Genomic DNA, 13,713 nt, shown 5'->3' on the forward strand with positions numbered 1-13,713 from the left:
CGAACTCGAACACTACATCGCCACCACCGCGATCAACCTGATCCGCCTCGACGCCTACCTCACCGACCAGCCCATCGACCGCGGCCACACCGGCCGACTCCTCAGGCTCCACGCCGCCCTGACCAATTAACCAGCAGGATCGCACAGCGCCCGCCCCAGCAGCCCGGCGAACCAGACCTCTTCCGTACCGGAGAAGTGCTCCACAGGAAGTGATCCACTGACGGGCCACGAACAAAGAATCAAGAAGCCGGTCCCCTCAACCCCTGGAGACCGGCTTTGACCTGCGGTAATACGAGTGGACGATACTGGGATTGAACCAGTGACCTCTTCCGTGTCAGGGAAGCGCTCTCCCGCTGAGCTAATCGTCCGGGACGAGGCCTTACCGTGCGCAGCGCCCCTACCGAGAAATCCGGTGTGGGCGCTGCTGGCTACTACCTCTGGAGCGGACGACGGGATTTGAACCCGCGACCCTCACCTTGGCAAGGTGATGCTCTACCACTGAGCCACGTCCGCGTGCTGCTGGGGATCTTGGCTTGCGCTGCGCTCCCTGGCGACGAGTAGAACCTTACCGGATTCGGCGGGTCGATTGCACATCGGGAGTTCACCGGGGCTTTGAACGCTTTGGCTGGGCCGGACGAGTGAATGGACGACGTGTGCACGGGTGCGGCTCGGCCAAACGGCCCAACAGTGCGCCTACGCTGCATCGACATGACCAGCGTGACTTCTCCTCAGCAGACCGACCGGCGCGGCATGGACGAGATCCCGGGGCCGCGGGGCGGCCAGGGCGTGCGACTGCTGGTGCTCGGTGCCGACCCGGACGCCCAGGAACTCCGTGACCAGGCGGCCGCCGCCGGGTACGAGCTCGCCCAGCGCTACTCCGCCCGCGTCTCGCATGTGGCCTACGGGCCCGGGATCGATCCGGAGGACTCCAGGTACACCAAGATCCGCGACGCGGGGCTCAACCTGCTGCCGCTGCAGAAATGCGCGGAGGCGTTGGGGCTGAGCGCGGAGGCGGAAGCGGACGTGGCGGAAGCGGAGGCCGTGGGGACGGGGACGGAGGTGGGAACGGAGGCGGTGGAAGCGGACGTGGCAGAGGACGCGGACGCGGGGGAAGCGGACGTGGTGGAGGACGCGGCGGACGCGGGGCCGCTGGAGATTCCGCCGCTGCGTCCGCTTGTACCACTGCAATCGCTGCAACCGGAGGGCTCCGCGCCCGACGAGGTGGTCGAGGTCGTCGAGGAGGCGACCGAGGTGGAGGTCGAGTCCGGGACTGCGGACGACGACTTCGCGGGGGCTTCGGCGGCGGACTTCGTTCCCGGGTTCTCGGCTGACGTGCCGGAACTGCCGCTTGCCGCGGCGGTCATCGGAGTGGATCCGTGGACCGGGGGAGTGGAGCGGAAGAAGGACCGAGAGGATCAAGAGGGCGGACGGGGCGAACGGGGCGAACGGGGCGAACGGCGAGCTGACGAGGAGGTTGCGGAGATTCCGGTCGTCACCATCGGTCAGTCGAAGTCGAAGTCGCAGTCGAAGCCGCACGCCCAGTCGCAGTCGCAGTCGCAGTCGAAGCCGCACTCCCAGTCGCAGGCGGAGTCGGACTCCCAGTCCCACTCCCAGTCACCGTCCCGCTCCCATTCGCCCTCCGCCGTCCCCCGCTCCAACGCGCGCCATGTCCTGCTCTCGGTTGCCTGGGCGTTGATCCCGTTCGCGACGTTCGGGCTGCTGACGCCCATCACCTTCGGGTACGCGGCGTACCGGCTGCGGTCTCGGGCGCTGGTGCTGACGGCGCTCGGGTACACGGTGGCGGTCATCGCGTCGTTCGTCCTGTCGGCGGCGCGTCCGCACTCGGCGACTCCCTCGGACGCGGCGGGTGCGCTGCTGACGATCGCCCTGGCCGGTACCTGGATCGGCGGGACGCTGCACGCGGTGAGCATCCGCACGCGGGTATTCGCACGCTAGCCCAGACCACTGATCCAGTGCCACGATGTGCTGCGTGGAGACATCCCCGGGCACGTCTTCGGTCAATATGCTTACTCTTCAGATCCTGCCGGCCGGTTCGGAGCGCTTCTTCGACGGCAGCAGGCCGGTGACGATCGGGCGGGACAGCGCCGCCGACGTGGTGGTGCTGGACACGGCGACCTCCCGGCAGCACGGTGTGCTGCGCCGGGAGGCGGCGAACGGCGGTTGGATCTTCGAGGACCGCGAGTCGAGCAACGGCAGCTTTCTGGACGGGCAGCGGGTGACTCGGCTGGCCGTCGACCGGCCGATGATCGTCGGGCTCGGGTCGGAGGACGGCGGCTGCCGAATACGCCTCATACCGCCCGCCCCGCACGGCGAGACCGACCCGCACACCCCGACCGTGCCCGTGTTCGCCGGCGGCAGTTCGGCGCCCGGCCAGTTCACCGGCACGTACCGCACGTCCAGCCGGGTCCGCGTCGGGCGCGCGCTGGACAACGACATCGTCGTCGACGACCTGCTCGCCTCCCGGCACCACGCCGAGCTGCGCAGCGCGCACGACGGCTCCTTCGAGCTGGTCGACCTCGGCAGCCACAACGGCACCTACGTGGACGGCCGCCGCGTCTCGGGCCGGATCAAGCTCAGCGAGGGCGCGCTGGTCTCGGTCGGCCACACGATGCTCCGCCTCCAGCACGGCACGCTCGAAGAATTCGTGGACGTCGGCGAGGCCGCGTTCTCGGCGCTCGGGCTCAGCGTGACCGCCAATCGCAGGCTGCTGCTGGACGAGGTCAGCTTCGCGCTCGAGGGCGGCCAGTTCCTCGCCGTGCTCGGCCCGACCGGCGCCGGGAAATCCACCCTGCTGAAGGCGCTGACCGGGGCACGTCCGGCGGATCGCGGATCAGTGCTCTACAACGGCCGCGACGTGTACAGCTCCTACGCCGAGCTGCGCAACCGGATCGGCTACGTGCCGCAGGACGACATCCTGCACCCCGAGCTCACCGTCAAGGCCGCGCTGGACTACGCCGCGCGCCTGCGCTTCCCGCCCGACGTGCCCTCCGCCGAGCGGTCCGCGCGCGTCGTCGAGGTGATGACCGAGCTCGGCCTCGAACACCGCGCCGACGTGCGCGTGGGCAAGCTGTCCGGCGGGCAGCGCAAGCGCACGTCCGTGGCCATCGAGCTGCTGACCCGCCCCTCGCTGCTGATCCTCGACGAACCGACCTCCGGTCTCGACCCCGGCTACGAGAAGAGCGTGATGGAGCTGCTGCGCGACCTCGCGGGCAGCGGACGCACCGTGCTCACCGTCACGCACTCCATCCAGAGCCTCGACATGTGCGACCGGATCCTCTTCCTGGCGCCCGGCGGCCAGACCGCGTACTTCGGGCCGCCCTCGCGCACCCTCGACTACTTCCGGCAGCCCGGCTACCCGGAGGTCTTCCAGCACCTGGACCGTTCCGTGCCGGGCGAGGCGAAGATGGCCTTCGCCGGGTCCGACGTGCGCCGCGAGTACGTGGCCGAGCCGCTCGCCGCGCAACGCGACCGCGCGCAGCCCGCCGCGGCGAATCCGGAGGCCCCGCGGCGTAACCCGCACATGTGGCGTCAGCTCAGCACGCTGATGCGCCGCTACCTGGCCCTGATCAGCGCGGACAAGCGCAACACGCTGATGCTGTTCGCGCAGGCTCCGGTGCTCGGACTGCTGATGCTCGCCGCGTTCGGCAAGGACAACCTCGTGCCGGGCACGGCCGGGGCCGCGGGCAATTCGACCACCGTGCTGCTCGCGCTCACCCTCGCCGCGAGCTACCTCGGCGCGGCGAACTCGATCCGGGAGATCGTCAAGGAACGCCCGATCCTCACCCGAGAACGCTCGGTCGGCCAATCCGCGACCGCGTACATCCTCAGCAAGGCGCTGATTCTCGGCCTGATCACGGTCGTCGAGTCCTTCGTACTGACGTATCTGGCGCTGCTGCGGCAGGGCGGCCCGAAGCACGGCGTCGTCCTCGTCGACTACCGTCTCGAGATCGCGATCGCGGTCTCGCTCGCCGGGCTCAGCGCGATGGCCCTCGGGCTGCTCGTCTCGGCGATGTCCAGCAACGCCGACAAGGTCATGACGATCCTGCCGATCATCCTGTTCGCCCAGTTCGTGCTGAGCGGCTCGGCGTTCCCGGTGCGTGGCACGGCCGGGCTGGATCAGATCTCGTACCTCTCCAGCGCACGCTGGGGCTACTCGGCCGCCGCGTCCACCGTGAACCTGGACAAGCTGCTCGGCGACGGCTGCAACGGGCAGACATCGCCGACCGGCGGCGTCATGCTCTCGCAGTGCGACCCCGCGCACGCGCCGACCAAGAGCGCGTGGATCCAGGACGCCGGCTACCTCGGCGGGCTCACCGTGCTGGAACTGATCGGCGCGGGACTTGCCGTGCGCCCGATCGGCAGGCCGCGGAGGAAGTAGCCGAACCGCTGGTCAGAGCCAGCCGCGGTCTCGGGCCGCGGCTCCGGCCTGGAAGCGGGTGGAGACGCCGAGCTCCTTGTGCAGCGCGGCGATCCGGCGCTGCGTGGTGCGCGCCGACCAGCCGAGCGCCCGGGCGATCGCCTCGTCCGTCAGGCCGCCGGCGAGCAGGCCGAGCAGCGCGCGGGTCTTCTCGTCCGGCTGGTCCAGTTGCTCGGACGACCGCCGCGGCCCGGCGACCAGCGGCACTCCCCGGGACCATTCGTGCTCGAACAGGGCGGAGAGCGCGGCCAGCAGCGCGGAGGACCGGATCACGTACGCGGTCTCGGCGAACGCCTCGCCCATCGCCATCGGCACCACGGCCATCGACTCGTCCGCCATGATCAGCTTCGTCGGCAGGCTCGGGCGCACCCGCGCCTGCTCCCCGGACGCGCAGCTGAGCTCGATGTCCTGCTGGAACCGGCCGGGCAGCGCGAGCGCGTCCCGGCTGTAGATCGTGCGGAAGGCCACGCCCTCGCGCTGCCGCCGCTGCTGGAGGGGCAGATTCTCGCCGAGCCGCTGCATGTACGGCGGCCGGTCGAAGGCCCGCACCTGGCGGTGCGCCGCCTCGTACACCCGATTGACCCGCGCGGACACCGCCGAGGCGCCGCTGACCACCTCGACCTGCCCGGCATCGCCCGGCGCGCCGGCGTCCCTGAACATCTGCGTCAGCCGCTGCATCTCCAGCCTGGCCGCGCTCAGCCGCTGCTCCTGACGGCCTATCAGCTTGCCGAGCGCCACGTCCGGGGCAGTCGCCTCGTACCGCGTCGGACGGCCCGACTGCACGACCAGGCCGTCCTGCACCAGCCGCAGCAGCACGGCGCCGACCTCCGCCTCGGCGAGCCCGCAGTCGCCCGCGATCCGCGCCGCGTCCGCCCCCGGCCGGGTCAGCAGCGCCTGATAGACGGCGCTCTCCCGGGCGGACAGGCCGACCGCTTCCAGCATTGTCCCCTCCAACATTCCCCGTGCGAAGACAGCCCTGGCGAGCATACGCCTCCGGATGACCTAGGCCAGGGTGCGCACGACCGGATCCAGGAACGCGTCGCGTGCGTCCGCATCGAGCCAGAGCCGTTCGCTGACTACGACCAGGGTGGGATGGATCCGCCGACCCCACTTCCGGTCCATCGGGAGCAGCTTCACGGTCAGCTCGAACGGCGCGCTGGTCCGGCCGATCTCACGCTCGATCCGCGCCACGGTCTCGCCCGCGTGCGCCTTCGCCAGGCGCGCGCCGCCGCCGGTCGTCCGCTCGACGAACTCGACCTTTCGCTCGCGCCACCACGCGTTCGCGTCGTCGATCACCGCGTTGAACAGAGCCCTGAGATCGGTGCCGGGCTCCGGCGGCGGGCCCGCGGGCGTGATGTCCGGGCGCGCACGGGTGCCGAGGTGGTCCAGCCGCGCCGTCCACCACCGGTCCCAGTCCTCCGCCGCGCCGGACGTGGCGTACGGCGCGAGGTCGGCCCGCAGCTCGACGGCCGGGGCCAGCGCCGGTACGACGTAGTCCGCGGGTCCGGTCAGCCCGGCCGCGTCCCGCACGTAGAGCATGTTGGAGCAGTGCTGCTCGAAGTCGATTCGCATGCTCCAGCTGTTCGATCCAAGGTGCCGCATGGCACGACGATAACCGGCGACCTCAGGCCTTGGAAGAGCTAGAGGCCTTGGAGGAAGGGCTTGGTGAGGCGGAGGCGCCCGCCGGGGCCGACGAGCCCGCCGGGGGGAGCGTGTTCTGATACACCGCGAGGGCGAGCTGGGTCAGCGCCGTCACCGCCTGATTCGCCGCGAACGTGGTGAACGGGATCTGCAGCACGAAGGTCCGGTCGCCGTCCGCCATCACGAGCTCGGTCTCCCCGGTGCTCGCGGCCGCCGACGCGGTCGGACTCGCCGCGGCCGACGCGCTCGCGGACGAGGCCGTGGCCGCCGGCGTCGTCGCGCCGACCGCCGTCTGCTCCACCACGACCGTCGCCGGATGCCCGCCGACCGACACCGACGCCTCCGTCGCGCCCGCCTGCGAATCCGACTGCACGGTGTCCGCGGCACGTCCGACCGCGTTCGCAGCGCTCGAATACGTCGAGATCGACACCTCGAGAGCGCCGGCGCTCTGCTTGCCGAACGAGTCGAGCCCGACCCCGAAGATGCAGGCCACCCGCCCGGTCCGGCCGATGCTCGACAGCGGCGCGTACGAACCGTAGTTCACGCCGATCGGGAAGCCCGCGCCGAAGACCGCCTGCAACTGCTCCGTCCTGAGGATCTGCGAGCACTCCTTCGGCAGCGCGCTCGCCGCCTCGATCGGCCCGGACATCGGCACGTAGCTGCTCGTCGGCGTCGCGGACTTCGCGGCGGACGCCGAGGTCGTGGCCGCGGCGGTCTTGGAACCGCCCGGCGAACAGCCGCCGAGCATCGGGAGCGCGGCCGCCGCGAGCATCGCGGCGCCGAGGTGACGGATCCGCACGGCGCTCGTCAGTCCTCGGCCTTGATCTCGAACATCGGCTGCGTCGCGTAGAACCGCGCCTCCACCGACGCCCGAACCTCCTGCGAGGCCGGTTCGAGGTCGAGCACCGGCGGCTCGGCCGGCATGGCCGCGCCGTACGCCACACCGCCGGCGGCCGGGATGTACCCCGGGGCCCGCACGTGCTCGCTCTGCATCAGGCCGGTGTCGGCCAGCTCGATCAGCCCGGTGATCCGCGAACCGAGGGCCTCCGCGTAGTCCTGCGCCCGGGTCAGCGCCTCGCCCACCGCACGCGTGCGCGCCTTGCGGTAGACCGGCGACGTGCGCCGCAGCCGCCAGCGCGGGCCCTCGAGCCGCGCCGCGTCCAGATCCGCCACCCGCGAGACGATCTCGCCGAGCACCGCGAAGTCCGCTATCCGCACCTCGACGCGCACCGCGCCGCTGTACGACCGGATCTTCTCGTCCCGCCCGCCCCTGCGCACCTCCGGATGCACCGCGACGCCCGAGGACTCGACCCGCTCCACCGAGTCGCCGTAGGACCGCAGCAGCGCCAGCATCTCGTCGTTCCGCTTGACCAGCCGCTCGAAGGCCTCCCGCCGGTCCTTCGCCTGGGCCGAGATCACCACCGTGAGATCCACCACCTCGGGCTCGACCACCAGCAGCGCCTCCCCGCGCACGCTGATCACCGCGGGGGAGCCGACCGCCGCCACCGCGGCGACCGCGGGACTCGCGCCGAACTCGTGCGTGGGCTCCATCGGTTCCGCACTCCTTCCGAGGGTTGACGTCCATCCCCGAGGGCCCGACCGGACCCCGCCGCCTGCCGGGACGGCGCTGCGCGGCGGCACCGCAGGAAAACGACGCTAGCGGAAGCCTGCCCCGCAGGGCAGTGGGCCGTGCGTACCGCGATCCGATCGATACGCGACCAGCACGCTCCCGGGACGATCGTCCTGACGGTTCGTCAGACAAACCTTACCCTGAGTGACGAATCGCGCCCCCGGGAACCTTTCCGGCAGGTGCGGGAATGGCAAAGGCACCACGATCGTTGGCAGACTAGTAGGGAAATATCCGCCGTGCCGCGTGTCCCAGGCCGCCGCGGACGATCCTGACGACCTAGGAGAAAGGTGAGGCCGTGGCTGAAGCCGCAGCTGCCCGGGCGCTGTACACGTACGATTCCGACGGGGTCGCGCTGCTCGACGCCGCCCGCCGGCCGGCCCGCTCCGCGCTGTCCGGGCAGGTGAGTGGCGATCTGGTGCTGCTCTACCACTTCGCCGGCTTCATGGACGCCGGCCAGGCCGCCGAACTCGCCCTCGACTACCTGCTGGGCGGGGACGAGGCCCCGGTCGTGGCCCGCTTCGACGTCGACCGCCTCGTCGACTACCGCGCCCAGCGTCCGCTGATGACCTTCAGCGCCGACCACTGGTCCGCCTACGACGCGCCCGAGCTCACCATCCGGCTGGCCAAGGATGCGATCGGCACGCCGTTCCTGATCTTCTCCGGGCCCGAGCCGGACACCGAGTGGGAGCTGTTCAGCCGCGCGGTGGTGAACCTCGTCGACGAGCTCGGCGTGACCCTCGCGGTGAACTTCCACGGCGTGCCCTTCGGCGTGCCGCACACCAGGCCGGTGCACCTGATCCCGCACGGCAACCGCCGCGACCTGCTGCTCGGCTATCCCAAGTGGTTCGACCAGGCCCAGGTCCCGGGCAGCGCGATGGCGCTGACCGAGTTCCGCCTCGCCCAGGCGGGCCGGGACGTGTTCGGCCTCGCCGCCCAGGTCCCGCACTACGTCGCCCGCTCCGCCTACCCCGCCGCCGCGGTCCGCATCCTCGAGGCGGTCAACGCCGCCACCGGCCTCGTGCTCCCCGCGCAGGAGCTGCGCGAGCGCGCCCGTCGCGTCGCGCTCCAGATCGACAACGAGGTGGGCCAGGGCGACCAGGAGCTGCGCGGCGTCATCCAAAGCCTCGAGGAGCAGTACGACGCCGCCGAGGGTTCCACCGGACGCCCCAACCTGCTCGCCGAGCAGCAGCAGCTGCCCACCGCCGACGACCTCGCCCGCGATTTCGAGGCCTTCCTCGCCGAACAGGACGAGCAGTCCGAGGGCTGATGATCGGGGGCTGACGGCGGCGGGCTGAGACCGGCCCGCCGGTCCTACGCTCCGGCCTCCGCCAGGCTCAGCGTGCGCCAGGGGCTGGCAGGGTCCTCCGCCAGGATGCGGTGGACCCTGCGGATGGCCCGGTAGTACCTGTCGCGGTCGGCGTCCTCGAAGTGCAGAAGGCGGCCGAGAATATAACCGGCCGAGAACTCGCGCCAGTCGCGGTAGGCCGCGGCGGACAGCCGGCCGGCCCGCTGGACGGTCTCGCGGGCCTCGTCGGCGTCGCAGAGCTTGGTGGCCGCCGCCCAGCGCGCGAGGTTGACGGCGCGGCCGTAGTCCCAGGCGCGGACGTCCGGGGGCGGGGCCTCGGCGTCCGCCTCCCAGATGCCGTCCGCGCGCATCGCGGCGAGGTGGGCGGCGACCGCGTCAGGGTCCTTGTCGGGGTCGATCGCGGCCTCGCCCTGGTCGGCGAGCAGGCCCTCGACGGTGGCGCGCCAGTGGTCGTATTCGGTGATCCGCCAGCCTTCGCGCATCAGGCGCACGTCGGCCGGATAGTCCTTGTACACGTAGCCGATCGTGTTCCAGGGGGCCTCGTTCTGCACCGCCAGGTGGGCGCCGCACGCGAGGGCCGCGGCCACGGCGCCCCGCCGCGGCTTGCCGTCCGCCGCGATCAGCCGGTCTCCGTAGTCGGAGAAGGGCCGGATCGCCTCGGGGTGGCTGTCCACCCAGGCGGCCAGCTTCTTCACCGGTATCCGGCCCTCGTGGTCAGAACCCTGGTTCACCACCAGCTGCCAGGTGAGCGGGACGCAGCGGCGCAGCATCGTGCGCAGCGTCATCGCGTGGTAGACGAGGTGCGCTCCCGGGTCCACGGTCTGATTGGGCGTCACCGCGTAGACCCGGTGCTGCCCGCCCATGTCCTGCACGAGCCCGAGCGGCGCCTTCGGCTCCTCCAGACCCTCGTCCGCCAGCCTCCGCGAACCGAAGACCAGCAGGTGAGTGTCCGACAGAGCCCGCAGATAGCCGTCCAGATCCCCCCGCCTCAACGCCTCCCGCAGGCGCTGCTCGACGGTGGCGGTCTGCGGTACCACCACGCCCATTCTCCCACCCCCCACTGCGAAACCCGTGCAAAAACCCGACCCAGTCTAGACGAGTCCGCCGAGGCGTGGCGGGCACGTGGCGGGCGCGTGGCGGGCGCGTGCGTTTTCCGGGATCCCCTTCCCTCCGCGCTTCGGACGGGGTATGGTCGTTGGCATTGAGGCGCGTTCCACTATCTCCCCCCCGTAGTGGAACGCGGACCTCCAACCGGTCCTCAGTGACCGTGTCCGGCGGCCCCGCGCTCCCCCCGTGGCGTGGGGCCGCCCCCATTCCTCCTCCGTTTTTCTCCAGGCCTTTCCTTCAGGCCCTGTGCTTTTTCCGCGCGATCGCGCCGCGGCCGCCCGCACGGCTGTAGTGTGTCGGCCGACGGCCCACGTGGGAACGGGCCACTCGAGTCAAAAGGGGGCGGCACATGCCAGCCATGCGCAATGTCATATCCACCCTGGACAACCAGGGGCGGGAGGTGATGGGCCCCGGCGTGCTGCTCTACCACTACGCCGATCCCAACATCCTCAACGGTTCGCTGATCACGGTGGAGTCGAACCACTTCTGCGTGCTGAAGTCGCGCGGAGCCATCCTCAACGTCTACGACACGGGCCAGTTCCAGCTCGAGACCCCGGACCGTCCGCTGTTCGGCTCGATGCAGCGCTCGTTCTACGGCGGCCAGTCGCCGTGGCAGTACGAGGTCATCTACATCAACCGGTCGAAGTCGGTAATCAAGACCCGCGGCACGGCGCTGTCCCGGGAGATGGCCGAGCTGTCCTACGAGGTGGACTACTACATCCACGTCGAGACCAAGGAGGACGCGCTCAAGCTCGTCCAGCACATGCCGGTGGCCGGCCACACGGTCAACGCCAACGAGATCAACGATTACGCGGGCCCGGTCGTCGAGCAGGCCGTCAACCAGATCGTCCAGGTGACCCCGCTCGAGCAGGTCAACGAGAAGATCCACGAGATCAGCGAGCTGGTCTCCGGCCACCTGCAGGAGTTCCTCGGCGTCTACGGCATCATGCTGAACGACGTCAAGGTGTTGATCAAGCCGCAGGACGAGCGGATGCGCGAGCTGCTCTCGCTGCGCGCCTTCGGGATGACCGAGCAGGAGGCCATGCGCGCCTACCTCGCGCTCAAGCTGGCCGACCGCGGCCTGGCCGTGGCCGTCAACGCGCTGCTCGGCGTGCCGCTGCAGGTGGCGCTGCTGCCCTCGAACCTGTACGGGGACGTGACGCAGCTGGGTCTGGGCAACGGGAACTTCCAGCAGAAATGACGCACGGGGCCTTCGAACCGATCGTCGGGGTGGACCGGTACACCGAGGCCGGCCGGCTGCGCGCGGACGATCTCGCGGTGCGCACGTACGCCGCCGAACTGCTGGCCCGCGCGGCGCAGCGGATCGGGCAGGCGGCGGTGGACTACCAGCGCACGATCCTGCCGCCGCCGAGCCGGGAGCAGCCGTTCCCGCCGGCCGAGCTCAAGGCGCCGATGGACGCGGCCAAGCGCTGTCGGCAGCTCTACACCGCGGTCGCCGACCGGCTGCGCAACGCGCCCTTCCCGCCCGACCCGAAGAAGGCCTGGAAGCAGTTGCGCGGCCCCGGCGCCGCGCAGCTGCTGAACTTCGACCGGATGCTGCACCAGCAGGCCGAATTCGCGGCGAACGTCGTGGACGGGGTTTCGGCGCCGGTGCTCTCCGAACTGCCGGTCCGCGAGGCGGAGCAGGCCCTCAACGAGCTGACCCGCGCGCTGGACCAGCGGATCGCGTTCCTCAGCGGTCTGTGACGCCGTGTCGCTGTGACGCCGTGTCCGCGTGACGGTGTGCGGGGACGTTCGCGTCTCCGCACACCTCGTCCGCCGCGGGACGGACGATCCGCTGTCCCGATCCGCTATCCGACCAGGCGCAGCACCGCGTCCAGGCCGCGCTCGCCGACCTTGGGCTCGGCGGGCAGCAGCAGGACGCGAAGGTTGCACGCCACGGCGCCGCCGTCGCGCGGCGCGTTGTCGCCGACCATCAGCGTTCTGCGAGGCTCGGCGCCGAGGTCCGCGCAGGCCTTGAGGAACATCCGCGGATCCGGCTTCTCGACACCGAGTTCGTAGGACAGCGAGTACGCGCCGACGAAATCGGCCAGGCCGCGGTCGGCGAAGACCTCGCGCAGGTCGAACGGGATGTCGCTGACGATCCCCACCGGAACGCCGCGCTCGGACAATGCCCGCAGCACCGGCTCCGTGTCGTCGTACGGGTACCAGTTCTCGCTGTCCAGGATCGCCTCGTACGCGACGTCCTCGATCCCCCGGAACGCGGGGACCTCGGCGAACCAGATGCCCGTCGCGGCACGGTGCTTCTCGACCGAGGTGTCCCGCAGGTGCTGCGCGGCGACGACGTGCGGCAGCTTGGCCGCGGCGTGCACCTGCTCGGCGACGGCCGCCGCGTCCAGGGTCTCCGGGTCGCGTCCGGCCTTGGCCCAGATCCAGCCGAGGTACTCCTCGGTGGGCGGCATCCGGAACAGGGTGTTGGCGAAGTCGAACAGCACGGCCTCGATGGGCGGCACGGGGCCGGCGAGATCCGCGGGCGAGGTCGGGACGGCGGTCGGCAGGCTGTACAGGTGTGCGCTCACGCGCCGACCTCGCCGGCGCTCGGTCGGCGCGTTCGCACGCGCACTGTATTCAACGATTCGCTCGCAAGCTCGCTCATGCGCCCCATCCTCCCATTCGCGGGTGACGGGCTGTTTTCGCGCAGGCGGACTCAGACGCCGATCTTGTCGGTCTCCCCGGCGTCGCGGCGGGCGAGCAGCGTGCGGACCAGGGCCGCGACGTAGCGCCGGTCCTCCTGGCTCAGCCGGCCGACGGCGGCGAGCAGGAACTCGATCTCGGGGTCCTTGGTCAGGGTGAGCACGGTATGCGCGGTCGACTCGGCCGCCGCCACGCGCACCCGTTCCGCGGGCAGGTCGAGCCCGGCGGCCAGGCGCAGCAGGGTCTGCGGATGCGGCGGACGGCTGGGCTGCTCGTTCGTGGCCAGGTGGTGCACGGTCGAGCGGGGCAGCGCGCCGCGGCGTGCCACATCGGCGAAGGACCAGTGCTGCTCGGCCATTCGTGCCCGGATCAGTGCCTGAAGCGGATTCATGGGCTTGACCTCGGCTTTCACCGCTGCGGGTCCGCGGCGGCCCTGTTTTCAGCCTAGCCGCGAACCGGTCGGCCGCGCGCTCCGGGACGCCTGAACCGGGCGCCGTTCGGCGAACGGTATGTGATCGTTCTCACGCTGCGGACGGTCTTGGCCTGGTTTAAGGGTGATTTGTTAACCTGCGTGGACTAGTGGTCATACGGGTGTGGACTAAAGGGGGGCGGCGAGGATGAGCCACCGTTCGCTGTCCGAGGTCTGGGAGCGCTTCGGACCCCGGCTGCCGGAGATGGCCTTCGAGCCGGGTTTGGTCGCCGCCGTCGACCAGCACGCCGCGGCGGTGCGCGACACGCTCGGCGGCGCCGAGGCTTACCACGCCACGCTCGGCGACTACGCCCTCGGCTTCCTGGACGCGCTGCGCGAGGCCGACTGGCGTGAGCACTCGGGCTACGACTACGCCACGCTCCGGCTGACCGCCGTCTCCTGGCTCATCCGCGAGCACCGGCTGCCGCTCGGCCCCGCCGCAGCCTTCTGAGCTGTGCGTTCGCCAC

Annotated in this window: 13 protein-coding genes and 2 tRNA genes; 6 read left to right on the forward strand and 9 right to left on the reverse strand. The window is 70.9% G+C overall.

Going from position 1 to position 13,713, the window contains the following annotated elements; all coding sequences use genetic code 11:
- Positions 1 to 296: 296 nt before the first annotated feature.
- Both VG296_RS26230 and VG296_RS26235 read right to left on the reverse strand, forming a co-directional pair.
- Positions 297 to 368: transfer RNA gene (locus VG296_RS26230), tRNA-Val, on the reverse strand.
- Between the two features lie 70 nt (positions 369 to 438).
- A tRNA-Gly gene (locus VG296_RS26235) sits at positions 439 to 513 on the reverse strand.
- A gap of 195 nt (positions 514 to 708) precedes the next feature.
- On the opposite strand from VG296_RS26235, the gene VG296_RS26240 reads away from it, so the two are divergent.
- Both VG296_RS26240 and VG296_RS26245 read left to right on the forward strand, forming a co-directional pair.
- Positions 709 to 1,956 (forward strand): hypothetical protein, encoded by a 1,248-nt coding sequence (locus VG296_RS26240; RefSeq protein WP_325570228.1) that lies wholly within the window; start codon positions 709 to 711, stop codon positions 1,954 to 1,956.
- A 67-nt stretch (positions 1,957 to 2,023) separates the two neighbouring features.
- The gene (locus tag VG296_RS26245) at positions 2,024 to 4,399 is read left to right on the forward strand and encodes an ATP-binding cassette domain-containing protein (RefSeq protein WP_325570231.1); all 2,376 of its coding nucleotides are present in this window, start codon (positions 2,024 to 2,026) and stop codon (positions 4,397 to 4,399) included.
- Positions 4,400 to 4,411: 12 nt separating this feature from the next.
- Here VG296_RS26245 and VG296_RS26250 read toward each other — a convergent pair whose 3' ends face one another.
- From VG296_RS26250 to VG296_RS26265, 4 genes are read right to left on the reverse strand one after another with little or no spacing between them, the layout of a single operon-like run.
- The gene (locus tag VG296_RS26250; protein ID WP_325570233.1) at positions 4,412 to 5,380 is read right to left on the reverse strand and encodes a helix-turn-helix domain-containing protein; all 969 of its coding nucleotides are present in this window, start codon (positions 5,378 to 5,380) and stop codon (positions 4,412 to 4,414) included.
- Positions 5,381 to 5,440: 60 nt separating this feature from the next.
- Positions 5,441 to 6,040: a hypothetical protein gene (locus VG296_RS26255; protein WP_325570235.1), complete on the reverse strand. Its 600-nt coding sequence runs from the start codon at positions 6,038 to 6,040 to the stop codon at positions 5,441 to 5,443.
- Between the two features lie 22 nt (positions 6,041 to 6,062).
- Positions 6,063 to 6,878, reverse strand: coding sequence for a hypothetical protein (locus VG296_RS26260; RefSeq protein WP_325570237.1), 816 nt, complete (start codon positions 6,876 to 6,878; stop codon positions 6,063 to 6,065).
- A gap of 8 nt (positions 6,879 to 6,886) precedes the next feature.
- Complete coding sequence (locus tag VG296_RS26265) at positions 6,887 to 7,630, reverse strand: SIMPL domain-containing protein (protein WP_325570239.1); 744 nt, start codon at positions 7,628 to 7,630, stop codon at positions 6,887 to 6,889.
- A 374-nt stretch (positions 7,631 to 8,004) separates the two neighbouring features.
- Between VG296_RS26265 and VG296_RS26270 the strand changes: the two genes are divergently transcribed.
- Positions 8,005 to 8,976, forward strand: coding sequence for a PAC2 family protein (locus VG296_RS26270; RefSeq protein WP_325570241.1), 972 nt, complete (start codon positions 8,005 to 8,007; stop codon positions 8,974 to 8,976).
- 44 nt (positions 8,977 to 9,020) lie between these two features.
- Here the strand turns inward: VG296_RS26270 and VG296_RS26275 are convergent, their stop codons facing one another.
- A complete protein-coding gene (locus tag VG296_RS26275; protein ID WP_325570243.1) occupies positions 9,021 to 10,055 on the reverse strand; it encodes a DUF1266 domain-containing protein in 1,035 nt (344 codons plus the stop codon).
- 425 nt (positions 10,056 to 10,480) lie between these two features.
- On the opposite strand from VG296_RS26275, the gene VG296_RS26280 reads away from it, so the two are divergent.
- Both VG296_RS26280 and VG296_RS26285 read left to right on the forward strand, forming a co-directional pair.
- Positions 10,481 to 11,323, forward strand: coding sequence for an SPFH domain-containing protein (locus VG296_RS26280; RefSeq protein WP_325570245.1), 843 nt, complete (start codon positions 10,481 to 10,483; stop codon positions 11,321 to 11,323).
- A complete protein-coding gene (locus VG296_RS26285; protein ID WP_325570247.1) occupies positions 11,320 to 11,829 on the forward strand; it encodes a hypothetical protein in 510 nt (169 codons plus the stop codon). The genes VG296_RS26280 and VG296_RS26285 overlap by 4 nt, the downstream gene beginning before the upstream one ends.
- A 104-nt stretch (positions 11,830 to 11,933) precedes the next feature.
- Here the strand turns inward: VG296_RS26285 and VG296_RS26290 are convergent, their stop codons facing one another.
- Both VG296_RS26290 and VG296_RS26295 read right to left on the reverse strand, forming a co-directional pair.
- Positions 11,934 to 12,662: an HAD-IA family hydrolase gene (locus tag VG296_RS26290; protein ID WP_325570249.1), complete on the reverse strand. Its 729-nt coding sequence runs from the start codon at positions 12,660 to 12,662 to the stop codon at positions 11,934 to 11,936.
- Between the two features lie 128 nt (positions 12,663 to 12,790).
- Positions 12,791 to 13,168: a helix-turn-helix transcriptional regulator gene (locus VG296_RS26295; RefSeq protein WP_325570251.1), complete on the reverse strand. Its 378-nt coding sequence runs from the start codon at positions 13,166 to 13,168 to the stop codon at positions 12,791 to 12,793.
- 226 nt (positions 13,169 to 13,394) lie between these two features.
- On the opposite strand from VG296_RS26295, the gene VG296_RS26300 reads away from it, so the two are divergent.
- Positions 13,395 to 13,697 (forward strand): DUF6401 family natural product biosynthesis protein, encoded by a 303-nt coding sequence (locus VG296_RS26300; protein WP_325570253.1) that lies wholly within the window; start codon positions 13,395 to 13,397, stop codon positions 13,695 to 13,697.
- Positions 13,698 to 13,713 lie beyond the last annotated feature (16 nt).

The sequence above is a fragment of the Actinospica sp. genome (genome assembly GCF_035552695.1).
In the GTDB taxonomy this organism is placed as follows: domain Bacteria; phylum Actinomycetota; class Actinomycetes; order Streptomycetales; family Catenulisporaceae; genus Actinospica.

Excerpts from the sequence above, each read along its gene's own strand:
- VG296_RS26240 (WP_325570228.1), top strand. The coding sequence starts at position 709 with ATGACCAGCGTGACTTCTCCTCAGCAGACCGACCGGCGCGGCATGGAC.
- VG296_RS26245 (WP_325570231.1), top strand. The coding sequence starts at position 2,024 with ATGCTTACTCTTCAGATCCTGCCGGCCGGTTCGGAGCGCTTCTTCGAC.
- VG296_RS26250 (WP_325570233.1), bottom strand. The coding sequence starts at position 5,380 with ATGCTGGAAGCGGTCGGCCTGTCCGCCCGGGAGAGCGCCGTCTATCAG.
- VG296_RS26255 (WP_325570235.1), bottom strand. The coding sequence starts at position 6,040 with ATGCGGCACCTTGGATCGAACAGCTGGAGCATGCGAATCGACTTCGAG.
- VG296_RS26265 (WP_325570239.1), bottom strand. The coding sequence starts at position 7,630 with ATGGAGCCCACGCACGAGTTCGGCGCGAGTCCCGCGGTCGCCGCGGTG.
- VG296_RS26280 (WP_325570245.1), top strand. The coding sequence starts at position 10,481 with ATGCGCAATGTCATATCCACCCTGGACAACCAGGGGCGGGAGGTGATG.
- VG296_RS26285 (WP_325570247.1), top strand. The coding sequence starts at position 11,320 with ATGACGCACGGGGCCTTCGAACCGATCGTCGGGGTGGACCGGTACACC.
- VG296_RS26295 (WP_325570251.1), bottom strand. The coding sequence starts at position 13,168 with ATGAATCCGCTTCAGGCACTGATCCGGGCACGAATGGCCGAGCAGCAC.
- VG296_RS26300 (WP_325570253.1), top strand. The coding sequence starts at position 13,395 with ATGAGCCACCGTTCGCTGTCCGAGGTCTGGGAGCGCTTCGGACCCCGG.